The sequence below is a fragment of the Acinetobacter sp. SK-43 genome (assembly GCF_015351505.1).
In the GTDB taxonomy this organism is placed as follows: Bacteria; Pseudomonadota; Gammaproteobacteria; order Pseudomonadales; family Moraxellaceae; genus Acinetobacter; species Acinetobacter junii.
Genome location: NZ_JADKPY010000022.1, coordinates 41,643 through 63,905, shown reverse-complemented (window position 1 = coordinate 63,905; position 22,263 = coordinate 41,643). Strand labels below are relative to the sequence as shown.

At 38.0% G+C, this 22,263-nt stretch carries 21 protein-coding genes; 9 read left to right on the top strand and 12 right to left on the bottom strand.

The window, feature by feature from the left end; genetic code table 11:
- Positions 1-473 precede the first annotated feature (473 nt).
- From IRT38_RS05890 to IRT38_RS05870, 5 genes are all read left to right on the top strand, one after another.
- Positions 474-1,682 (top strand): hypothetical protein, encoded by a 1,209-nt coding sequence (locus IRT38_RS05890; protein ID WP_194597184.1) that lies wholly within the window; start codon positions 474-476, stop codon positions 1,680-1,682.
- Between the two features lie 418 nt (positions 1,683-2,100).
- Entirely contained in the window at positions 2,101-2,430 is a 330-nt protein-coding gene (locus tag IRT38_RS17525; RefSeq protein ID WP_227540265.1) for a hypothetical protein, read from the top strand.
- 259 nt (positions 2,431-2,689) lie between these two features.
- Entirely contained in the window at positions 2,690-3,397 is a 708-nt protein-coding gene (locus tag IRT38_RS05880) for an inovirus-type Gp2 protein (RefSeq protein ID WP_227592142.1), read from the top strand.
- Between the two features lies 1 nt (position 3,398).
- Complete coding sequence (locus IRT38_RS05875) at positions 3,399-4,355, top strand: hypothetical protein (protein WP_194597183.1); 957 nt, start codon at positions 3,399-3,401, stop codon at positions 4,353-4,355.
- Between the two features lie 19 nt (positions 4,356-4,374).
- Positions 4,375-4,647 carry a pyocin activator PrtN family protein gene (locus IRT38_RS05870; RefSeq protein ID WP_194597182.1) on the top strand — a complete coding sequence of 91 codons (273 nt, stop codon included), beginning with the start codon at positions 4,375-4,377 and terminating at the stop codon, positions 4,645-4,647.
- On the opposite strand, the gene xerC is transcribed toward IRT38_RS05870, so the two are convergent.
- Positions 4,631-5,779: a tyrosine recombinase XerC gene (gene xerC / locus IRT38_RS05865; protein ID WP_194597181.1), complete on the bottom strand. Its 1,149-nt coding sequence runs from the start codon at positions 5,777-5,779 to the stop codon at positions 4,631-4,633. The genes IRT38_RS05870 and xerC overlap by 17 nt on opposite strands.
- Positions 5,780-5,912: 133 nt before the next feature.
- Between xerC and dusA the strand changes: the two genes are divergently transcribed.
- Complete coding sequence (dusA, locus tag IRT38_RS05860) at positions 5,913-6,929, top strand: tRNA dihydrouridine(20/20a) synthase DusA (RefSeq protein WP_409514090.1); 1,017 nt, start codon at positions 5,913-5,915, stop codon at positions 6,927-6,929.
- A 258-nt stretch (positions 6,930-7,187) separates the two neighbouring features.
- Positions 7,188-7,667 carry a CHAP domain-containing protein gene (locus IRT38_RS05855; protein WP_004777868.1) on the top strand — a complete coding sequence of 160 codons (480 nt, stop codon included), beginning with the start codon at positions 7,188-7,190 and terminating at the stop codon, positions 7,665-7,667.
- 14 nt (positions 7,668-7,681) lie between these two features.
- On the opposite strand, the gene IRT38_RS05850 is transcribed toward IRT38_RS05855, so the two are convergent.
- The 7 genes from IRT38_RS05850 to IRT38_RS05820 all read right to left on the bottom strand — a co-directional run bounded on the left by IRT38_RS05850 (position 7,682) and on the right by IRT38_RS05820 (position 17,125).
- Entirely contained in the window at positions 7,682-8,503 is an 822-nt protein-coding gene (locus IRT38_RS05850; RefSeq protein ID WP_039047730.1) for a ThiF family adenylyltransferase, read from the bottom strand.
- Positions 8,504-8,564: 61 nt separating this feature from the next.
- Positions 8,565-9,752, bottom strand: a complete 1,188-nt coding sequence (locus IRT38_RS05845; protein WP_194597180.1) for an MFS transporter — start codon at positions 9,750-9,752, stop codon at positions 8,565-8,567.
- A 108-nt stretch (positions 9,753-9,860) separates the two neighbouring features.
- Positions 9,861-12,617: an aconitate hydratase AcnA gene (gene acnA / locus IRT38_RS05840; RefSeq protein WP_194597179.1), complete on the bottom strand. Its 2,757-nt coding sequence runs from the start codon at positions 12,615-12,617 to the stop codon at positions 9,861-9,863.
- Between the two features lie 124 nt (positions 12,618-12,741).
- Positions 12,742-13,557 carry a TatD family hydrolase gene (locus IRT38_RS05835; protein ID WP_194597178.1) on the bottom strand — a complete coding sequence of 272 codons (816 nt, stop codon included), beginning with the start codon at positions 13,555-13,557 and terminating at the stop codon, positions 12,742-12,744.
- Positions 13,557-14,465: an RsiV family protein gene (locus IRT38_RS05830; RefSeq protein ID WP_004955609.1), complete on the bottom strand. Its 909-nt coding sequence runs from the start codon at positions 14,463-14,465 to the stop codon at positions 13,557-13,559. Before IRT38_RS05830 ends, IRT38_RS05835 begins: the two co-directional genes overlap by 1 nt.
- A gap of 120 nt (positions 14,466-14,585) precedes the next feature.
- Complete coding sequence (locus tag IRT38_RS05825; protein ID WP_194597177.1) at positions 14,586-15,413, bottom strand: hypothetical protein; 828 nt, start codon at positions 15,411-15,413, stop codon at positions 14,586-14,588.
- 119 nt (positions 15,414-15,532) lie between these two features.
- On the bottom strand, positions 15,533-17,125 hold the full coding sequence (locus IRT38_RS05820) for a peptide chain release factor 3 (RefSeq protein ID WP_004906585.1): 1,593 nt from the start codon (positions 17,123-17,125) through the stop codon (positions 15,533-15,535).
- Between the two features lie 346 nt (positions 17,126-17,471).
- Here IRT38_RS05820 and IRT38_RS05815 point away from each other — a divergent pair, with 346 nt between their 5' ends.
- Both IRT38_RS05815 and IRT38_RS05810 read left to right on the top strand, forming a co-directional pair.
- Entirely contained in the window at positions 17,472-17,858 is a 387-nt protein-coding gene (locus IRT38_RS05815) for a carboxymuconolactone decarboxylase family protein (RefSeq protein WP_004955605.1), read from the top strand.
- Between the two features lie 191 nt (positions 17,859-18,049).
- Positions 18,050-19,579, top strand: a complete 1,530-nt coding sequence (locus tag IRT38_RS05810) for a hypothetical protein (protein ID WP_409514089.1) — start codon at positions 18,050-18,052, stop codon at positions 19,577-19,579.
- Between the two features lie 104 nt (positions 19,580-19,683).
- On the opposite strand, the gene arsH is transcribed toward IRT38_RS05810, so the two are convergent.
- Genes arsH through IRT38_RS05790 form a run of 4 tightly spaced genes read right to left on the bottom strand, consistent with a single transcriptional unit; the run spans position 19,684 to position 22,243 of the window.
- Positions 19,684-20,388, bottom strand: coding sequence for an arsenical resistance protein ArsH (gene arsH / locus IRT38_RS05805; RefSeq protein WP_035336037.1), 705 nt, complete (start codon positions 20,386-20,388; stop codon positions 19,684-19,686).
- Between the two features lie 5 nt (positions 20,389-20,393).
- Entirely contained in the window at positions 20,394-21,434 is a 1,041-nt protein-coding gene (arsB, locus tag IRT38_RS05800; RefSeq protein WP_194597175.1) for an ACR3 family arsenite efflux transporter, read from the bottom strand.
- Between the two features lie 7 nt (positions 21,435-21,441).
- Positions 21,442-21,915 (bottom strand): arsenate reductase ArsC, encoded by a 474-nt coding sequence (locus tag IRT38_RS05795; protein ID WP_004955597.1) that lies wholly within the window; start codon positions 21,913-21,915, stop codon positions 21,442-21,444.
- 7 nt (positions 21,916-21,922) lie between these two features.
- A complete protein-coding gene (locus tag IRT38_RS05790) occupies positions 21,923-22,243 on the bottom strand; it encodes a metalloregulator ArsR/SmtB family transcription factor (protein ID WP_004906573.1) in 321 nt (106 codons plus the stop codon).
- Positions 22,244-22,263 lie beyond the last annotated feature (20 nt).

The window sequence follows — 22,263 nt, the reverse complement described above, 5'->3', positions numbered from 1 at the left end:
CGAATCACTGTCAATTGATTATGGTGGCAGAACAAGAAGGGGTTGACAGACTGGGCATATAGAACCAGCACGCGCGAACGCGTCCCCCTCCCGTTCTACCGCAAAGGGGGACGAGAAGGTTTCGCACAAGTATCATACTCAGGAAGAATATGAACCTGATACGCTATACGCACGGTCTGTCAAAACCGACTGGCAATGTAGGCCAGCATCGAAAGGATAGCCCCCACTCTGTCTGCCGTCAAGCAGTCAGAGTGGTGTAAATAGATTGGTGTAGAATTCACATACAAAAACTGTCACAACATGTTATTAAACAAAATTTTCAAAATTCAAATCTAAATTTTTTAATTGGTTGTCCGTATATTTTCTAGTATTGCCCTGCAAATAAATACTACAAAATTCAAGTTCATAGCATGATAAAAATATTATAAAATTTAGTAATTAATGATAATTTGTACAAGTTCAAAGGGTAAAATATGCAGTGGAAAAATTTAGAAGAACAGCCAGTGGAATGGTTAGATTTAACTGATGTAGATGAGCTAAAAAAGAGAACAGCTAAAGAGATTAAATCGGAAGCTAAAATTGCCAAAAAATTAATTGCATTGTCTCAAAAATCATCACAACAGCATAACTATCCTGTAATCAGAAACGATCTGGTTTTAAATAAAATGCTGAGCACAATTCAATCAAATCAGTTCGAATCAATTAGAGGGCTGATATCACTTAGCAATGGAAGTAACGAACAACCTAAAGTTTTTCACTTTTTATCAGGAAAAGTAATATCCGACAGTTTTGTAAAAGATATTAAAGACTGCCATTGGAATGACGTACTCTTCTTAAGAAATTCCAAGCAACCTGCAGATACCTTTCATCAACTCAAAAGTGCAATTATCATAATTTTTGGTATTTTTATTGAACATATTATTGGCGATAAATTCCATAATGGTTTAAACCTCGCAATGGCACTAAAGCTTGTAACGAAAGAAATGAGTAGAAATTCAAACTCAAATCAAGAGGTTGAAATAGATATCATTCGTGGACTAATGAAACTTGTAGACAAGTTTGATGAATATAGTCAATCATCTGATGAAGTGGGATTTGAAGAGTTGCTTGTTCAACTTGATATCATTAAGGCATCATTAAAAATTAAGGATGCTAAACAAAAAGAAAAATTTGAAGATCAGTACCAACCTAAAACAGCAGCACTATATCGAATAAGATTCATATTAGAGTTACTTCAAGCAATCATTGATGAATTTATTAATTTAGGAATACTAGATAAGTACAAAATTTCAAGTGCTCAAGAAAATAACAACATTCCTATAGCTACCAATCATCTTTTATTAAATGAGAAAAAATTACTTAGTAGGTTAAATGGTGAAGAGCGTAATCGACGAGCCAATCAAGGTAGAACACAAATAACTCAACGTATTAAACAAAAAATCAAAGAGTTTCTTGGCTCTCTTTCAAGTCAGAAATACAAAAGTATAAATGAAGCAGCAGAAAACTTGAGTCAATTACGAACTAACGAAATAAATAAAATTATCCAAGAGGATCAAGCTTATTACCAACACAACTTTCAATATGATAAGGATAGATATTTTGAACTTATTAGAGACATCTTAAGAGCTGATGAAGCTTTAGAATCAAAATATATACATAAACAAATGAAAAATAATAAATAATTCAGAAAAATTTTTTCTAGGAGAGCTCTCATCTAATTTTTTTTAAAACAGTACATTAATTACAAGCCCAATATTGATGCATGTGACAGATGCATCAATATTTTGAGTGATACTTAATTTCTTCAATTTATATTGATTAAAAGTTGGTAATTATGTACATGAAAATCAATACGATTTCACGGCAAAAATGGCGCAATCAAAAGCCATTTTTAACTCAATCAACGCATGCAAAATTAAGGAATATACTATTAATTACAATAGTTTACTCACAGCATGGCAAGGTATTTATATTCCATAAAACCTGCATTCTCGCTTTGATTCTGAACTTGATACATTTATTTCTTTCGAACATAAATGTTTGTTCTTATATTCAAAAATATCACATGTCTGCTTTATTAGAACAGAAAAAGGTGTACTCATGAATAAGAAGCTAAGAAAAGTAGATGCTCGACTTGCAAAAATTTCCCAAAAAGCACCCAAACCTAAACTAGTAGAGGTTGTTTTAAGTAATTACGCCAGTAATAATTTAAATCGATCTGAAGCAAAAAAAATAAGCTATGAAAGCTTAGATGAAAGAGAAATCTTGTCATTAATTTCTCTCCCAGCGTATGAGCTAAGACCTTCATCTTCACTCGAAAAAAGTTTGATATACAGAGAACATCGCATTAAGAGGATGCTGAATATAACTTACTTCGTAAGAGAATGTCTCAAAGTAAAACAGGTTAGCAGCCACTATCAAGTCAGTTGATAAGTTTAATGGTTTCTTTACATACCCTGATTGGTTTCGTCCTTTTATTCATATTTTTGATGAACTAATAGATACAAATAGAAGGCTACTTGAAGACTTTCAGGTTTGTGAAGAAATCTCATGCTTCTTTGAAGCATTAGACTTGTTGGATAGCGATATTAATTTGTTCGGCCTCTTTGAACAGAAGAAGCAAAATCTGCACTATCTTCAAGTGAGAACCAACTTATTAAATCGTTTTTTTCAACTGATACGTGAGTGTATGAATAGTAACGAGGTCAAAATCGCTATTCAAAAGCGTACCCAAAAGTGTGCTGCTCAATTAAAAGGTTGTCGTAAACTGATAGATGCTTGCTTTGAGCGACATTCAAAGCTCTTAGTGTTACGAATTGACTTTGGATTCAAAGTTCCAGATGAGATTTGGCAAAGTAACTATCACTTTAAAGACCTTAAGCATGAGTTTCACTCTAGAGATAATCTGAAATTGTTAAAGAACTTGCTGAAACAATTCATGAATAACCGTAGGCATAATTCAATTTTGAATAAGATCTTCGCTTACATAATTAAATTTGAACACGGTATCAAGAAAGGGTTTCATGCACACGCGATACTCTTTCTGAATGGTAATGAATGTATGAAAGATGGTTACTACGCAAATCAGATTACAGAATATTGGAATAAGCTCACGCACGGTAATGGCTGCACCTATAACTGCAATAAAGCAAAACACAAATACAAAAGATTAGGTATCGGTATGATTAATCACCTTGATCGTGAAAAGCGTATAGTTTTAGACAAATGTCTTCAATATCTGTGTAAAGCAGATCAATCATTCATATTCAGAGCACTAGATTCCACTGAATATAGAGCCATCCAGAAAAGCCAAAAACCCAAAAAAATTAGCAATGCTGGTCGCCCCCGCAGAGCATCAATTTCATCGTCTGTAATTAAAAAAAGCGGAGGTAAATAATATGTTTAAGAAAAATGATACTCTTCTGCTACAGCGTACATATATCAGTAATTTAGCAAGAATCGCCCAACCTCACATCAGCCCAGTAACACTCGGGCAAGTGAGTGTTGAATTATCAAGTGTCCATTTGCCTAGTCTAGCTAGTTCTGAAAATGGCTATCAGAATATTAAAGCTTTGTCTCAAAATATTGACAAGCTTATAAAATCCTTGCACATGGCACATCATTTACCTTGGGTGAATGGGAGCATGAACTTAATGCTACACCCAAAACTATTCCTATGTATTGAATTAGCAAAGCGATATGGATTAGTTGAACAAAATCTTTTTTACGGAACTGATCCAATAAAGGCTTCTTGGTTCATTCGTGAATATCAGGATTCTCAGCATACTCATTATTTCAATGAGTTGAAAAAGACTTGGGAACATACTCTAAAGTTGAGTGAACAAGAACTTAGTCACTCTCTAAAATTAGTTAATAAAGTAGCAAATGGGTTTGCACTTCATGAGTTCATATCCATAATCGATTCATCCCCAATTAACTCCCTTCATTTAAATGAGTTTATTGAGGATGTAAAGAATGGATTCATAGTTAATATGAAGGAAGACGAATTACTGGCGATTTTCCTGAAAAAAGAGCCTCTTCCCAATAGACAGATGAGATTACGTTTTATCATTTTGTTAAAACGTGATTTCTTGGACAGCCCTGCACATCTGACCGACTTAAGTTCTTTTGAAAAGATTAAATTATCTGTTGAACAAACACACAGTTACCAAATCCTCTATGATCCATCTCTGTTGAATGGCTATATGCAGAGTAATCTTTTTCATAAAAAAACTCAGTCATTTAAAGAACAGATCAAGCAACTTAGAGTCTATCTTACGGGGACTGATGTTTTATACAGGATTGGAGGAGAAGAACCGACATTTCGAGTCTTGTATACGAAAGTCAACTCTTAATGATTGAGAGGTATTTTTGATGGGTGCGTTCCAGTTAAATACTACTGATTACCTATTCATGAAATATCGATCTATGACTGTCGAATTAATGATAATAGTACAAGACTATTATCCTCATTTAAGTAAGGCAGAAGCACTGAGAAAAGCAAATAATCAAGAATTTCCTTTCTCAGTTTTTAAAATAGATTCAAGCAAACGTGCACCATTTCTGGTACACATTAAAGACTTGGCTGATATCCTTGATAAAAAATATTCAGAAGCTGCTAATGATTTTGCTACGTTTCATCGATGAGGCGTAGTACCTCCTCTAACTGTATAACATCCCTTCTCGCCTTCACTGACACATAACGCTGTAAACTGCTCCAAGAGTCATGCAAACTCACTTTCTGAATCTCAGGAATAGTAAAACTCTGTTCTGCTAAGCGTGTACAACCTTCATGTCTCAAATCATGAAAGCGTAGATCATCAATACCCAACATTTTACAAGCTTCTCTGAACTCTTTGCCTAAGCTTTTAGGATTCAATGGCAGCAATAAGTTTTCATCATGCCCAAGCTTCAACATCCGTTCACGAACTTCTGACTGCTTTAATCTTTTTATCATTTCCTTACAAGGATCAAGAACATCAAATGATTTATGATTACCTTTAGAGCCATTTGGATTTTTTAGATCATGCACTTTCCATGTTGAGTGATGTGAATCATAATCTCGAAGAAATAATCGTGTTAATTCAGCTTCACGTCTGCATGAGAAAATAGCAAACCACATAATCAAATGCATTGGGTACTTAGAACCGTAACGGTTTAGCTTCCATCGCTCTGTAAAATACTTCGTCAATGCAATCAGCTCATCCGTTGAAGGAAGTCGGTCTCTTTTTTGACTAGAGGATATTTGACGTGTTTTTCTTAACTGTGCCGTAGCCTTATCAAAACCATTTAAATCAATATCCATTTCCCACATAACCGCAGCATGAGAAAGCACACCACGGATATGTAAAAGCTCATGTTGCTGCGTACTAGTCGCAATAGGCTCAAGTTCTAGATGAGGGACTCCCCCCTTCCTTAAAGCAACATGCTCGGCCAAATGTACTGATTTTATTTTTGTGATAATATTGCGCGCAATTGGTAGCTTCTTAATTAAGAGCAGAGAATAGCGTTTCGTCCTTCCGTACTCGCTCCCGACTTCATCCAAATATTTATCTATGGCATCTGCTAAGGTCAGGTCAATGAGCTTTTCTTTGCCAAGCAAAATATCAGGATTTTCTTGAATTTCGACTTCTCGTTTCTTAACCCAGTTTTCAGCTAACTTCTTTGAATGAAATGTTTTACTTTCAGAGAAAGTAGGAAAGCCCTTTCGATTGATTCGAATCGCAGCACGATAGTTAACTTTACCATCTGCACCTTTCCTAGCTGTAATTGACCCCATAATTTACACCATAACCTGTTTTTTTGATTATGGTGTAAAATTTGGTGTAAATGCAAACCGATTAGCCCACCTAAACATAGGTTAAAACAGATTCGCGCAGGTTGCGAAATACAGATTAAAGGTATGATTTTTAATGACTATTATCAAAAACATTGAAAACACTCAATCTCCGCGAATCAGTGTTGCCCCAATGATGGATTGGACAACAAAAGATTATCGTTTCTTTGCTCGTTTATTTAATCCAAATGTAGTGCTTTACACTGAGATGGTGACTACAGGTGCAATTATTTATGGCGGTGCAAATCGTCATTTGGATTTTAATCAGCAAGAACACCCAATCGTGTTACAGCTGGGTGGTTCAAATCCACAGGAGCTAGCAACTTGCACTAAAATGGCTGAAGATTGGGGATATAACGAAGTCAATCTAAATGTCGGCTGTCCGAGTGATCGTGTTCAAAATAATAAAATTGGTGCCTGTCTAATGGCAGAACCAAATCTAGTTGCAGAATGCATTCACAGTATGCAAAAAGCCGTCTCAATTCCTGTCACGGTAAAACATCGTATTGGAATTGATGATATGCAGTCTTATGAAGAAATGCTGCACTTCGTCGATACTGTAGCAGCTACAGGATGTACGCATTTTATCGTGCATGCACGCATTGCGATCTTGCAAGGTTTGTCACCCAAAGAAAACCGTGAAGTTCCGCCTCTGCGTTACGAGGACGTGTATCGTCTCAAGCTAGAACGCCCGCACCTCACTATTGAAATCAATGGTGGCATCAAAACTTTTGAAGAAACCAAACAACACTTACAACATGTCGATGGTGTAATGATTGGTCGCGAGGCATATCACAACCCTTATTTACTAGCTGAGTTGGGACAACTTTGGAATTTGGATGCACCCGATCGTTTTGACATCATGCAACAAATGATGCCTTATATTCATCAACGTGTTGCTGAAGGTGCTCCCCTTTCTATTATCACTCGCCATATTCTAGGATTATTTCAAAATCTTCCTGGTGCACGTAAGTGGCGCCAATCTCTCAGTGGTGGTAATGCAAAGACCATAACTGATATCGAAAATGCGATTCAAAATATTCAAGCAGCAATGCAAAGAACTGAAGATTATCTTCGAGAGCATCAAGTTTGATTGATGCTCAAAAACACCAACTCCATCACATTAAGAAACATCATTTTACAAATATTAAAATTTAAATTTTCACTTTTATAAACTACTTAAAATTAAGAAAATCTTCATTAAGTTTTTCTCCTAAGTTCATTATCAATAGCTTAAATTGTTATATTATTACATTACATTTTAGTCTTTTTAAGATTTATCGCTTACTATGTGCCGCGTACAGATTCTGGCACACGTTCAGTTGTTTTGAAAATGCGGTAGAGATTTACAATGATTTATGATGTTCCCTCAGTTGACCACAGCATGATGCACCCACCTGCACAACAGTTGGTCATCCCTTATCGAGAAATGCCAAAACCAGCATCAATACACACAATTGATGTCGACAAATTTTCTCAAAAGCTCACCAAACGAGCATCATATCGAAGTTCATCTCAATGTGCTAAATTCGTTAGAATTGCATTGCAATCCGCAGGAGCAAAAATTGTTCAGCATCCTGTAGCAGCATCGGATTGGGGACGTACTCTTCAACAAATTGGCTATCAAAAAATCAAACCAGAGTTTAACAACCCGCAACCTGGCGATATCTATATTATCCATCGCACTAAAAAACATCGTTATGGACATATTGCTGGCTTTACAGGTTCACAATGGGTCTCAGACTTCAAGCAAACCAGTTATGATGTTTATAAAGACCCTAACGTGACTTATAGCTATTACCGTTTAGCACCGCAGTACCCACAAGTTTAAATTTCAGGGCTTTCCTAAGCCCTCATCTTATCGAGTTTTTTCAGTACTTCAGCCACAGCAACCATTGCAAAACTCGATGTTACTACAACCGCCGAACCATAACCGCCACAGCGCAATCCTGAGCCTGGATTAAACAAAGCACCGCTTTGTCCAGGCGCAAGATGAGGGCTCTGCCCGAGTGACGTAGGACAGACATCAGCACTTGAAAACGGATTGTCAATAGAATAGACGCAAGTTATTCCAAATTTTTCTTTTGGCTTTTTGCAAATACCTTTTGAACGAAGTTGAGCACGTAACTTAGCAAGCATTGGATCTTGTTCTGTTTTCGATAAGTCTGCAACGCGTATTTTAAGTGGATCAAGCTTACCACCAGCTCCACCAGACACGATTAACGGAATCTTGTTAAAACGACAATGTAGCATTAACGCCAGCTTGGCTTTGACATCATCAATACAATCTAAAATGATATCAGGAACGGGATCTAGAACTTCTTTGACATTCTCAGGTGTCAAATAGTCATCAATTACATTCACTTTAATACGTGGATTGATCTGTCTGCAACGCTCTGCCATGACTTCAATTTTTTCTTGTCCTAAAGTAGAAGTCATCGCAGGCAATTGACGATTGATATTTGATGCAGCAACGACATCCATATCCACTAAAGTTAGCTCACCAATTCCTGAACGAGCGAGAGCTTCCACTGCCCAACTGCCTACACCACCTATACCAATCACCATGATATGACTAGTTTCATAATGACTAAATGAACTTTCTCCATAAATTTTAGCCACACCAGCGAAACGGCGGTCATATTCATCATTTTGGAGATCAGTCATCGTAAAAAATTCTACAGCTAAGAGTTAAGCAGCTATTTTAGCGTGTTTATCCAAATTTAGGCTACATTGATGATACTTGTGCATGCTGTCGACGACTCAAACCAATCAAGACTAAAAGCACAACAAAGGTGAGTGAAAGCGCCAATAAATTTGCATTATTCCATCCCAGACTAGTGAGGATTGGTGCAGGTAAAAAAGCACCGAAAGTGGCGAACAATGCAATCACCGTTTCATTGATTCCTTGAACACGATGCTTTTGTTGTTCTTCCAATCCAGCCAATAATGTCGAAGCACCAGAATAAGCAAAGTTCCATCCCACACCTAAAACAATCAAAGCGATATTAATAAAGATACCTGCTTGCCCCATCATCGGTATAAATGCAGACAACATTAATAAAATAAAACCCGTATAAATAATCGTATGGGTTCCCCAACGTTGAATGAGCTTTGACACAAAGAATGATGGGACAAACATTGCCAAAACATGCAACTGGATTGAAATTGATGCGTAATGAAAAGAGTGATGTTCTTTTAAATGCAAAGACGACATAATCATCATCACATTCATAATATAGTATGCAAATGCTCCACTAATAATCGCAGCAACAACCAGATGCTTTGACATTTTTACTCGATTCAGCGATTCAACCTTTGGCTGTGGAGTTTGTTGTAATTTGTGTTTTGAATGCCATATATACAAAATCGGCGATAACAACAAAGCCAATCCGCAGAAGATCAAATAAATTGCTGTGAAATCTGGCAATCCCTTCACTTTCTGAAATTGAATGGCTAATACAGGTGCTATTACAGCTGCCACTACACCACCTGAAATCACCAATGCAGTCGCTTTGGGGATTAATTCAGATGACAAACGATCAGATGCTGCGAAACGATAAAAACTCGCTGTAGATAGAAAAAGCCCAAGCGAAAAATGTGTCAGACACAGCAGCCAAAAATCTTGTTTTAATAAAGCTTGATATCCCCAAAAACCAGCGGCAAATAAGCAGAGTACACCAAACTGAAATACTACATGACGCCCCCATCGTTTCATCAGAAATGAAAAAATAAAGGTTGTTAGTAACATCGCCAAAAATTGCAAACCATAAGGAACTGTCGCTAAAGCCTGCGTAGGTGCAAGCTTTAAACCGACGATAGCAGAAACCGTAACCGACAATACTGCGGCAATTAGATTGAATGCTTGTGCAATGAGTAGGTAATACACATATTTAGGTAACTGATTCAATGCCATCGTTCCATGAGATTTAACTCAGATACCATACTGCTAAAACATTTAAACTCAAATAAAAAGATGAAAATCTAATTTTCATCTTTTTATTGATTCGTAATCCATTTGAAATTAAGCAGCAATTAAATTTCGAAGCACGTAATGCAAAATACCACCTGCTTTGAAATACTCCACTTCATTTAAGGTATCAATACGACATAACACTTTAAATTGGTCTTGGCTACCATCTTCGCGCATCACACTCACATCTAAAGTTTGATGGGGTTGAATATCATCAGATAAACCATGAATAGAAATTACTTCACGTCCCGTCAGATTTAGAGTTTGACGAGTCTGCCCATCAACAAACTGTAACGGCAACACCCCCATACCAACTAAATTCGAACGATGGATACGCTCAAAACTTTCGGCTATCACCGCTTTAATCCCAAGAAGATTAGTTCCTTTTGCAGCCCAATCACGAGATGAACCTGTACCGTACTCTTTACCTGCAATAATCACTAATGGCGTTTTATCCTGCTGATAACGCATCGATGCATCATAAATTGCCAATTTCTCATTGCTTGGGATATAAATCGTATTTCCCCCTTCCTCACCACCGAGCATTTCATTTTTGATACGGATATTGGCAAATGTACCTCGCATCATCACTTCATGATTACCGCGTCGTGAACCATAAGAGTTAAAGTCTTTTGCATCTACGCCCTGCTCTTGCAAATAGCGTCCAGCTGGACTGTCTTTTTTAATATTCCCCGCTGGTGATATGTGATCAGTCGTCACCGAATCGCCAAGTACAGCCAAAATCCGTGCTTGCTCAATATTGGTAATTTTTGGTGGAGCTTGGCTAATCGTTTCGAAGAATGGTGGATGGCGAATATAAGTCGAGTCACTTTGCCATGCATAGGTTTGACTTTGTGGAATTTGAATCGCCTGCCATGTTTCATCTCCATCAAATACTGCTGCATATTCTTTATGGAACATGTCAGTGTTTACTTTTTGCAGCACCTGATCAATTTCTGCCTGACTAGGCCAAATGTCTTTTAAGTAAATATCTTCGCCATTGTTACCTTGCCCAATCGGTTGAGTGGTGAGATCGGTACGGATATTTCCTGCTAAACCATAAGCAACAACCAAAGGGGGTGATGCAAGCCAATTGGTTTTCACTAAAGGATGTACCCGCCCTTCAAAATTTCGATTGCCAGAAAGTACAGAAGCGACATTTAAATCCTGACATTGAATGGCCTCCTCAACAGCTTCAGGCAATGGCCCAGAGTTCCCAATACATGTGGTGCAGCCATAACCCACTAGATTATAGCCAAGCTGATCCAAATACGGCGTCAAACCAGCCGCAGCTAAGTAATCTGTGACAACTTTAGAACCGGGTGCAAGTGAGCTTTTTACCCATGGTTTACGCTGTAAGCCTTTTTCTACAGCTTTCTTTGCTAATAAACCTGCGGCAAGCATCACGCTTGGATTGGATGTATTGGTACAAGAAGTAATTGCAGAAATCACCACATCACCATGATTTAACTGAAAGCTTTGACCATCCAATGTGCAAGTTGGACTGTCATGAGGTAGATTGGCTTGTTTAGATGCAACCGCAGTTCCACCACCACCTTCATTTTCTAAGTTTTCTTTTGCTTCTTTGGCAGGCTTTAATGTGAGCTCCATCAGCGCATTAAAGGTTTTTGGAACATCTGAAAGTAAAACTCGATCTTGAGGTCGTTTCGGACCCGCTAAACTCGCTTGCACCGTACTCATATCGAGACTTAAGGTATCTGTAAAAATCGGTTCATCACCTGCATTTCTCCATAAACCTTGTTCTTTGCTATAAGCTTCAACCAAGTCAATACGATCTTGTTGACGACCTGTCAGTGCCAAATATCCGAGTGTGACCTCGTCTATTGGAAAGAAACCACAAGTTGCACCATATTCAGGTGCCATATTGGCAATCGTCGCTCGGTCAGCTAAAGGTAAATCAGCTAGACCATCTCCATAAAATTCGACAAACTTTCCAACGACGCCCTTTTGACGCAACATTTGAGTAATGGTCAGCACTAAATCTGTAGCAGTGATTCCTTCATTTAGCTTGCCAGTCAATTTAAATCCAATCACTTCTGGAATTAACATTGACACGGGTTGTCCTAACATTGCAGCTTCAGCCTCAATACCACCTACACCCCATCCCAAAACACCTAAGCCATTAATCATCGTGGTATGAGAGTCTGTTCCAACCAAGGTATCAGGAAAGGCAAATGTCTCACCATCATCGTCACCTAACCAAACCGCTTGAGCCAAATACTCCAAATTGACTTGGTGACAGATACCTGTACCTGGTGGGACGACGCTGAAATTGTTAAATGCAGATTGCCCCCAACGCAGGAATTGATAACGCTCACCGTTACGCTGCATCTCGATTTCAACATTTTCCGCAAAGGCATTTTCATCTGCAAAATGATCGACCATCACGGAGTGGTCAATTACCAAATCCACAGGAGATAAAGGATTAATTCGATTTGGATCACCGCCTGCTTGTGCCATTGCAGCTCGCATCGCGGCTAAGTCAACCACAGCAGGTACGCCTGTAAAATCTTGCATCAGTACACGCGCTGGACGATATTGAATTTCTTGCTCTGAAGATTTTGTTTTTTGCCAATCTACTAGAGCTTGCATATGCTCCACTTTTACACTTTTTTGATCTTCAAATCGCAATAAATTTTCCAGTAAAACCTTGAGGGATTTCGGTAATCTATCGATGTTACCAAGCGTTTGAGCAGCATTAGACAAACTAAAAATTTGATAAGATTTGGAAGCAACAGTTATGGTTTTTAATGCATTAAAACTATTGATTTTGCTATATCTGGCCATTAGGTTACCCTCCCAGCATTGGCGAGTTTGATTATTATCAAGCTGTCTATTTAATGTACCCTTGTTTTAAAATGCTTATGTTCCCTTTTAGTTATCTTATTATTGGGAATGCTTTCTTATTCTTCTAAAAATCCAGATGTAGAGCGACCAAAGAGTTTTTCCACAATTGTTGTGTCAGTGTTTCTTTCGATAGTCCAAGCGTTTGTGCCAAACTCTCTAACACATAAGGCAAATTCACAGGTGTGTTTCGAGTACGCTGTTCTGTAGAGGTTTGACAGCATAGTGGTGTCATATCTGGACAATCGGTTTCAATCACCAAATGTTCAGCGCCTATAGCCTGCACAACTTGATGTAATTTTTTTGCATTCGGATTAGTAATTTGCCCAGTTATACCAATTTTAAAACCGAGTTTGATCAGCGCTTTGGCTTCCTCAACGCCACCACTAAAAGCATGGGCTATACCACCTAATTTGAATTTTTGTGCTTTTAAAATAGCTAGGCTTTCCGCGTGGGCTTTGCGGATATGCAATAACACTGGTTTTTGATACCGAGTTGCCAACTCAAGTTGAGCATTAAAATAGTCTTGTTGCTTGGCAAACAATTCAGGTTGTTTATGTTCTTTTAAAAAAGTATCTAAACCAATTTCCCCGACCGCAACACAGTCATATTGTTGTAAGACCTGTTCGAGTCGATGTAGATGGGATGACTGATGCTGTTCAATATAAAATGGATGTAAGCCTGGAGCTAAATAGGATTGCGGGACATTTTCCCAAGCTTTTAATTGTTGGTGAGTTTGAATAAGTTCATCAAACCGAGATTCAATAAAACCAATTAGTACTAAAGCTTCGACCCCAACCTGCTTTGCCTGAATAGCCAGTTGTTGCCGATCATGATCAAAATCGGCAACATCAAAATGGGTATGAGTATCGAAAAGTTGCATTAAGACGTACTTTTGTCAGTTGCGACGACAGTAGAAGCCGCTGGCGTCTCAACTTTTGGCAAATACTCAGGTTTCAATACACCCTGTAATTGATCAAAAGGAATCACCAAACGTGGCAGCCCGACCACATAAGGACCAATTTCATATTCTCCATATTGCAAGATCAAACCTTGCTCACCCAAAAAGTAATTGTCTGTTACTTGGAATGGCCATGCCTGTTCATATTCATCAGCTGTATTGGCAAGTTTTGAATCAATCACCCATGTTTTAAACGCATCATGTGCAAGCTTATCAAGTTTTGCTTTTTGCTTAGGTAGAAGCAAATCATTGAGCTGAACTTGTTTTTGGTTTTTCAAATCAAAATTATAGTAACGTTGAGCAGTAGAACCATGTGCACCACCCAAGTAACTACTACTGTTCAAAACTACAGTTGCCAATGTGCCTTTGGACTGCAAAATCTTAGGTTTAATCATCAAACTAATTTGATGGCTACTACTTAATGCTTTCAATTCTTCATCGATTTTAATAAAAGCATTTGCATATTGCTGAGCTTGAACATCTAAATGATTGGTTTGCTCACTGCCTTGCGCTGTAGATGAAGCCTGATCTGCATCAACGATTTCTAACATTTTGCTGAGTTGATCTAAAATTTCTTGATCAAGTAATTGGTCTATAAATGGAAAATTACTTTGCAGGCGTTCAACCGTAAAATCTGGACATGTGTTGCCGTTACATTCAGGCAAAGTCACCGCTAGTTTTACCGTTTCACCACGTAGAACAGGCTCTGAGGTCTGATTCACAACTGGATCTTGTGGCTTATCTTCTGGCTCTTTAGGTTCTGATTTTGGTTGACATGCTGCAAGCAAAACAGCACATGCAAGAATGCTAAATTGAAAAACTTTTTTCATCTAAAACCTACAAGCATTGTTATGACACAAGAGAATTTAAATGCTATCGAACTTATGCAAAATTCGCCATAAGTACATGCAATTTCTATACGAAAATCAGTGCTGAGTATTTAACAACTGCTAAAACATTTGCTGATATATTTCAGGCTGTAACATCTGTTTACTTTGTTCTGTCGTTAAATAAATATCAAGCTGTGGCGCATCTTTACTGATTTGATTCGCTCGGTAATGCAAACCAATCCCCTCGCCATCAAAGAACCAATCTGATTGACCCCAATATAATTTTTTAGGGATTTGTTTTTTAACTTCGTCAGACTGCTTTTCAATCCATTTTTGATAATGAGTTTGAACGATCTCATTCATCGCATTTTGCTGATTTTTTTGAATCACATCGAGGACGGTTAAATTCTTCTGCAACTTACGATCAGCGACAAAAAAGTAATAACGATCTTTGACCGCAATATCTTCTTGTTTAGTATCTACACCAATCTGTAACAGTACATACTGATTACGTTGTGAAGCAATACGCGTATTCATGCGCAATTCATAGGTCTTATTTTTAGAATATTTTTCCTGCCACTCATCTGACTTTTTAACATAGGCATTAATCGCCTGCTGCAATGTCAAATTCTGATTTTGTTCAATTTGTTGCTGGATGACGTTGGCTTGATTCTTTGCAATCCATGTATTTAGCCATTCATCTTGCGTTTTTATCGTTTGAATATCGAGATCAATACAATTCTTCTTTTCACAAAAAGGCAATGCATACTCAGCCTTTGCTTCCTTCATATTTAAATAAGGTAAAACTTCTGCTTTTTCTAAATTTGTAGTTTGTTGTTCAGTCTTGTCTACTGATTCAGCTTCATTCTTTTGGGGTTGATCACATGCCGTTAAAGCCATCACACTAACAATCAAACTAGCGCCAAGAAATGGTTTTAAAATATTCATATCTTTCATCCCTTTATTTTTTTAATTCCTCCCTTTTTAAAGAGAGAAGTATCACAAACTCAAATCTATAAGACTTGTGACAAAGTCCCTCTTATCTAAAGAGGGACTTAAAAAGGCTTTTAGTGTTCACGTGTGTTACGGAACTGGATATCAGGCCAACGCTCTTGCATTAACTGTAAATTAACACGGCTTGGTGCAAGATAAGTTAAATGACCACCACCATCTACTGATAATTGATCATGCGCTTTTTTCTTAAATTCATTGAGAATCTTTTCATCATCACAATGAATCCAACGCACGGTATGAACACTTACAGGCTCATAAATACAGTCAACTTTATATTCCTCTTTCAATCGGTATGCGACCACATCAAACTGTAGTACCCCAACTGCACCAACAATCAGATCGTTACTGATTTGTGGCATGAACACCTGAGTCGCCCCTTCTTCAGACAACTCTTTCAAACCTTTCTGCAATTGCTTAGATTTTAAAGGATCACGTAAACGAACACGGCGGAACATTTCTGGTGCAAAGTGTGGAATACCCGTGAAATGAAGTTTTTCACCGCTGGTAAAGGTATCACCGATCTGGATGGTACCGTGGTTATGCAAACCGATAATATCACCAGGCCAAGCTTCTTCAAGATGTTCGCGCTCACCCGCAAGGAAGGTTAATGCATCACTAATACGTACATCTTTACCTATACGCACATGATTCATTTTTAAACCTTTTTCATACTTACCTGAACAAATACGCATAAAGGCAATACGGTCACGGTGTTTCGGATCCATATTGGCTTGGATTTTAAATACAAAGCCTGTAAATCCTTCTTCGTTGGCATCTACAGTTCGCTCTTGAGTTGGATGCGCTTTAGGTTCTGGTGCCCAATTAATAAATGCATCAAGTACATGATCAACAGCAAAGTTACCTAATGCCGTACCAAAAAGTACTGGCGTTTGTTTACCTTGTAAGAATAATTCACGATCCAGCGGCTCATTTGCCATTTGAACCAATTCGAGTGATTCCTCGAAAGAAGCCCATGCCAACTCACCAACTTTCTCACGAATGTCTGCATGATCATAACCATCACGTACCTCAATGTCCGTAATGGTTGAACCGAAACCAGCTTTATAGACATACAATTTGTTTTCAAGCAAATTGTAAACTCCAGCAAAGTCACGTCCCATACCTAAAGGCCATGTAATTGGTACACAACGAATATTGAGGACATTTTCAATTTCATCCAGTAACTCTAACGGCTCGCGGATTTCGCGGTCCATTTTGTTCACAAATGAAATGATCGGTGTATCGCGCATACGACACACTTCCATCAATTTAATGGTTCGTTCTTCGACACCTTTCGCACCATCGATCACCATGAGTGCTGAGTCAACTGCAGTCAAAGTACGATATGTATCTTCCGAGAAGTCTTCGTGTCCTGGTGTATCCAGTAAGTTAATCGTATGGTTTTTATAAGGGAACTGCATCACAGACGTGGTAATCGAGATTCCACGTTCTTTTTCCATTTCCATCCAGTCAGATGTCGCTGAACGGTCTGACTTACGGCTTTTGACCATACCCGCAACCTGAATGGCTTTACCCCATAACAACAGTTTCTCAGTCATGGTGGTCTTACCCGCATCGGGGTGGGAAATGATCGCAAATGTGCGTCGTTGGGCAACTTGTGCCGCTAATTCATCTTTAAAACTCATGAGAAAAATCTTCAATATGTACACAGTTATGTACACATTGCTTAATATGTACCTTAACTGAAAAAGTGAGAATTCAAAATTGGCGCAATTGTAGCAGATTTAGAAGACTTGTTTATTGATTGTTGATAGGTCTTGTTTTATCCACAACTTCGATTGTTTTTGAGACATAAAAACTTCTCAACAGTATTTCCATTAACGAATCAAGTTCAATATTAATTCCCTTAAACATTGAGTGAGAACAACTCAATTCAAAATGGGCTATTTTAAGATTGATATAAAACTGGTTACTATACGTGCATATTTATGGATAACTGCAATAATTTCTTATCTCTATACGAGTCAAAACATGTCACAACAAGATTATGAAAATGGACTAAAAGTTCGCACTGAAGTTATGGGTGAAAGCTTTGTCAAACGTGCTCAAGACAACACTGTTCCTTTTACTCAACCACTCCAAGATTGGATTAATGAGCATGCTTGGGGATCAACTTGGCAACGTGAAGGTGTATTGCCACGTAAATACCGCTCATTGGTCACCATTGCATTTTTAACTGCACTCAAAAGCCCAACTGAGCTAAAAGGTCATATTCGTGGTGCTTTAAACAATGGGGCGAGTGTTGAAGAGATACAAGAAGTCTTATTGCATAGCCTTCCATACTGTGGCGCTCCAGCGACGCAAGAGGCATTTCGTGCTGCGCTCGAAGTGATCAATGAATATCAATCTAACCCTTAAGATTCATATCATTTAATCTTGCTCTAAAAAGAATGCCGAACAACCTAGATTCGGCATTTTTATATCCTAAATCCCACTAAATTACGTCCAATATCAATCAAATACGCCTCCAATTTCATTAATAAACTTTTTGCCATCACCTTTAATATCTGAACTTATTAACATGTTCGGAAAGATGCCGAATATTTTAGATGAAATGGAGTACAACATTGAGCAAGAAAATAGAACCCAATCATGATGGTATACAATTTCCAATTCGATCAGGAAAAAAAACTCCAAGCACCACTCACACAGCAAAACAAATTCTAAAAGCCGCACTACAAAGTGTAAATTCCCCTTATGTTTTACAACTAAATAATGAGAAGAAATGGAGAAAAAATTATCCAATTTATTTCCATGAATTAGTTAAAACAGGTATTGAATCTGTCAACAATCCCCTTCTCATCGCTCAGAAAGGATTAGACAAAGCCAAAGAGTTATTCACTTTCAATAGAGCAGAACAAAGTCATACTTTGTCTGATGCAATGATCAAGATTAAGGATCAACCCTTTGAGCAGTTCATCTTGAAAGGTAAAGGCGATGCGACGATAGAACCGTGGTTTATCCCTTATCAAGGTCAGAAATTACAAGGTGACGCTTTACTACAACAAATCGATCTTTGGGAGCAGCAAAAGGTCATTGAGCCAACGCATGCCAAAGCTCTACGCTTACTCAATCAACATCCTGAATGGTTTGATTTATCTAATCGCACCATGGTGTTGTTTGGCGCAGGCTCTGAAGCTGGACCATTAAGTTGGTTAGCAAAATGGCGCGCCAATATTGTTGCTATTGATTTACCTCAACCCAAAATTTGGGAAAAAATTACTAAAGTCATAGAACAAGGTAATGCAACGCTTATCGCTCCACAACACACAAACGCAAATGGAACACAACAACTCGGGGCGAATTTACTCACTCAAACTCCAGAAATTGCAAATTGGTTAAATAGCTTTGAACAAAGCTTAGATTTAGCTGGGATCGCCTATTTAGATGGGGAAAAACATGTACGTGTTTCCATGGCAATGATTAGTATCATGGAGCAAGTGAGCCAACATAAGCCTGATAGCAGTATTATGTTTATGCTGACCCCAACCGATATTTATGCGATTCCCAAAACAGTGGTGAATTCCATTCAATCTCGTATAAAACAGCGTCCTGTAGCTGAAAAAATTCTGACTAAATCTATTCACAAAATTTCGCTATCTAACTTTTTTAAGCCGAATTTCAATCAGTTGATTGAATGTGATAATGGTCAGCAATATGGTATTTCAGATTGTATGGTGATTGAACAAGGGCCAAACTATGCCTTGGCAAAACGATTACAGCAATGGTTTGCAATTACTACACGAGCTCGTGGTCAGAAAACAGTGATTAATATTGCTCCATCCACTACAACTCACTCTGTCGTAAAGAATCCTATCCTCAAAGCTGCTTTTTCTGGTGCTGATTTATTTAAAGTTGAGACTTTTAGCCCTGAAACCACCAATGCAATTATGGCAGCCTTATGGGTTCATGATTTAAACAATCCAGAAAGTGCAACCAATCCTAAAAAAGTATTGGATCATCCACTTGATCTCATCATGGAAAATGCTAATCACGGTGGTTTATGGCACGTTCCATATCTTGCTAGAACAGCATTACCATTTGCAGCAGCTTATGGTTGGATGAGAGAAAAGTTTTAACTCATAAACGAATGCATTAAATTTAAAAAAAACGAACCGCTCAATTGAAATGAGCAGTTCGTTTTAAAAATTCATCACATCACAAACATCGAGTAAAGTTTATTTTACAAACTTCTTTGGTTCACACGTTTAGACAACTCTTCAGCAGATTCTTTGCGTTCAGAATAACGATCTGTCAAATACTTGCTTTGTCCTCGTGTAAGAAGTGTAAATTTATAAAGCTCTTCCATCACATCAACAATTCGATCGTAATATGCAGAAGGTTTCATACGCCCATCTTCTTCAAACTCTAAAAATGCTTTTGGAATAGAAGATTGGTTCGGTATGGTAATCATCCGCATCCAACGACCAAGTATGCGCATTTGATTTACACTGTTAAATGACTGTGATCCCCCACTGACCTGCATCAGAGCAAGCGTTTTACCTTGCGTTGCACGAATCGCACCGCCCGCGAGAGGAATCCAATCAATTTGAGACTTAAAGATTGAACTCATCGAACCGTGGCGTTCAGGTGAACACCAAACCATACCTTCAGCCCAAGCCAATAATTCATGTAGCTCTTTCACTTTCGGATGTTCAGTATCTGCATCTTCTGGCAGAGGCAATCCTTTAGGATGAAAAATTTTAACCTCAGCACCAAATTGCTCTAAGATTCTCCCTGCTTCCATCACAGCTAAGCGACTGTAAGAACGCTCACGATTAGAACCATACAACAATAAAATTCTTGGAGCATGGTCTAACGCTTTTGCCTGTACTTTCTCTAAAGTAGGCTGATCAAGCAGACTCATATCAATATTTGGAAGACTCATCACCATTACACCGATTTAAAATACTTTTTTCTTAACCACAAGGACACACTAACTAAAGCAATCAATACAGGAACTTCAACCAAAGGACCGATCACTGTAGTGAATGCCACTGGCGAAGCTAATCCAAATGTTGCAATAGCGACAGCTAACGCCAATTCAAAATTGTTGCCTGCTGCAGTAAACGAAATTGCAGTGGTTTTAGGATAGTCATTGCCCATCCATTTGCTCATAAAGAAGCTAATGAAGAACATCACCACAAAGTAAATCGTCAGAGGGATTGCAATACGGATTACATCCAAAGGTAAGCTCACAACATCACTACCTTTCAAACTAAACATCGCGACAATTGTGAAAAGTAAAGCAAGCAGACTCAAAGGACTAATTTTTGGTAAAAAAACAGTTTGATACCAATTTAAGCCTTTAGCTCGGACGAGAATCAATCGTGTCATAAAACCAAGAAAAAATGGAATCCCAAGATAAACCAATACCGCATGCGTAATGGTCCAGAAGTCGACATTAATGACTTGTCCTGCAATGCCAAAATACGGTGGCAAGAAAGTTAGAAATAACCACGCATAAGTACTGAAGAATAGAATTTGGAAGATACTATTAAATGCAACAAGTGCTGCTACATATTGGTTATCACCACAGGCTAAACCATTCCAAACTAAAACCATTGCAATACAACGTGCCAAACCGATCAAAATCAGCCCAGTCATGTATTCAGGATAATTATGTAAAAACACAATTGCGAGTACAAACATTAATACTGGAGCAATCAACCAGTTTTGCACCAAAGATAAAGTTAAAGTTTTTTTATCTTTGAACACTTCTGGTAAAGCAGCATAATCCACTTTTGCCAAAGGTGGATACATCATCAAAATCAAACCAATCGCGATAGGAATATTGACCGAGTCGACACTCATTTTATCGAGCGTTACCGAAGCCTGAGGGAAAAATACACCGATGGCTATTCCTAGTGCCATGGCAATAAAAATCCAAAGCGTAAGATTACGATCTAGAAAAGATAACCTTTGTTGAGCCATGATGTTCTCATTCAATCTCAGAAATTTTATTGATCGCAGCAATTAACTCTGGACGAGTCATACTCTCAGTATCCATTGCAAATAAAGCATCTAAACGGCGATTGATATGATCAACAGTCACTTGGAATGCTTTTAATTTTTCTTCTTTCGGCAAGTCTAAATGCGAAGGATCTGCTAAACCCCAATGTGCTTTGATCGCTCCACCTAAATAAAGAGGACAAGCTTCTTGTGCTGCAGAATCACATACGGTAATTACCACATCAGGTTGATATTGTTCACAGTCATCAATCGTTTTGCTCCACAAACCCTCAGTTGATAGATTTAAGTTTTCTAAAGTCTCGATCGTCAAAGGATGAACTTGGCCAGATGGCTTACTTCCTGCACTATATGCTTTCCAACCTGCTGGTGCACGATGATTAAATAACACCTCTGACAAAATGCTACGGCAACTATTTCCAGTACATAAAAATAGAAATTTCATATTCAAATTACTCACAATAACTTTTTAGAGATAAAGTCGATAAATCCTGACTAGTTGAGGATGAACCGTTGACTAAAAGAGCCAAAATATCATGGCACCATATCGGCAGTTCTGGATTGATGCTGTAATACACCCACTGACTTTGTCTTCGATCTTGTAGTAAGCCAGATGACCTTAATAAGGCTAAATGTCTCGAAATTTTTGGTTGGCTCAAGTTTAATTTTTCAGTCAAATCACAAACACATAGTTCTTTATTTTCCGCCACTAAAGTGACAATACTGAGACGTGTTTCATCAGACAAACACTTAAAGAAATTCACTCGATCCATTTCCAACCTCAAATACTGAA

Bases quoted from the DNA above. Each gene is read 5' to 3' on its own strand.
- IRT38_RS05835 (WP_194597178.1), bottom strand. From the start codon at position 13,557: ATGCAACTTTTCGATACTCATACCCATTTTGATGTTGCCGATTTTGAT.
- IRT38_RS05790 (WP_004906573.1), bottom strand. From the start codon at position 22,243: ATGGATCGAGTGAATTTCTTTAAGTGTTTGTCTGATGAAACACGTCTC.
- acnA (WP_194597179.1), bottom strand. From the start codon at position 12,617: ATGGCCAGATATAGCAAAATCAATAGTTTTAATGCATTAAAAACCATA.
- IRT38_RS05845 (WP_194597180.1), bottom strand. From the start codon at position 9,752: ATGGCATTGAATCAGTTACCTAAATATGTGTATTACCTACTCATTGCA.
- IRT38_RS05855 (WP_004777868.1), top strand. From the start codon at position 7,188: ATGATTTATGATGTTCCCTCAGTTGACCACAGCATGATGCACCCACCT.
- IRT38_RS05850 (WP_039047730.1), bottom strand. From the start codon at position 8,503: ATGACTGATCTCCAAAATGATGAATATGACCGCCGTTTCGCTGGTGTG.
- IRT38_RS17525 (WP_227540265.1), top strand. From the start codon at position 2,101: ATGAATAAGAAGCTAAGAAAAGTAGATGCTCGACTTGCAAAAATTTCC.
- IRT38_RS05890 (WP_194597184.1), top strand. From the start codon at position 474: ATGCAGTGGAAAAATTTAGAAGAACAGCCAGTGGAATGGTTAGATTTA.
- IRT38_RS05810 (WP_409514089.1), top strand. From the start codon at position 18,050: ATGAAATGGAGTACAACATTGAGCAAGAAAATAGAACCCAATCATGAT.
- IRT38_RS05830 (WP_004955609.1), bottom strand. From the start codon at position 14,465: ATGAAAAAAGTTTTTCAATTTAGCATTCTTGCATGTGCTGTTTTGCTT.
- IRT38_RS05820 (WP_004906585.1), bottom strand. From the start codon at position 17,125: ATGAGTTTTAAAGATGAATTAGCGGCACAAGTTGCCCAACGACGCACA.
- IRT38_RS05880 (WP_227592142.1), top strand. From the start codon at position 2,690: ATGAATAGTAACGAGGTCAAAATCGCTATTCAAAAGCGTACCCAAAAG.
- IRT38_RS05795 (WP_004955597.1), bottom strand. From the start codon at position 21,915: ATGAAATTTCTATTTTTATGTACTGGAAATAGTTGCCGTAGCATTTTG.
- dusA (WP_409514090.1), top strand. From the start codon at position 5,913: ATGACTATTATCAAAAACATTGAAAACACTCAATCTCCGCGAATCAGT.
- IRT38_RS05875 (WP_194597183.1), top strand. From the start codon at position 3,399: ATGTTTAAGAAAAATGATACTCTTCTGCTACAGCGTACATATATCAGT.
- IRT38_RS05870 (WP_194597182.1), top strand. From the start codon at position 4,375: ATGGGTGCGTTCCAGTTAAATACTACTGATTACCTATTCATGAAATAT.
- arsB (WP_194597175.1), bottom strand. From the start codon at position 21,434: ATGGCTCAACAAAGGTTATCTTTTCTAGATCGTAATCTTACGCTTTGG.
- arsH (WP_035336037.1), bottom strand. From the start codon at position 20,388: ATGAGTCTTCCAAATATTGATATGAGTCTGCTTGATCAGCCTACTTTA.
- IRT38_RS05825 (WP_194597177.1), bottom strand. From the start codon at position 15,413: ATGAATATTTTAAAACCATTTCTTGGCGCTAGTTTGATTGTTAGTGTG.
- IRT38_RS05815 (WP_004955605.1), top strand. From the start codon at position 17,472: ATGTCACAACAAGATTATGAAAATGGACTAAAAGTTCGCACTGAAGTT.
- xerC (WP_194597181.1), bottom strand. From the start codon at position 5,779: ATGGGGTCAATTACAGCTAGGAAAGGTGCAGATGGTAAAGTTAACTAT.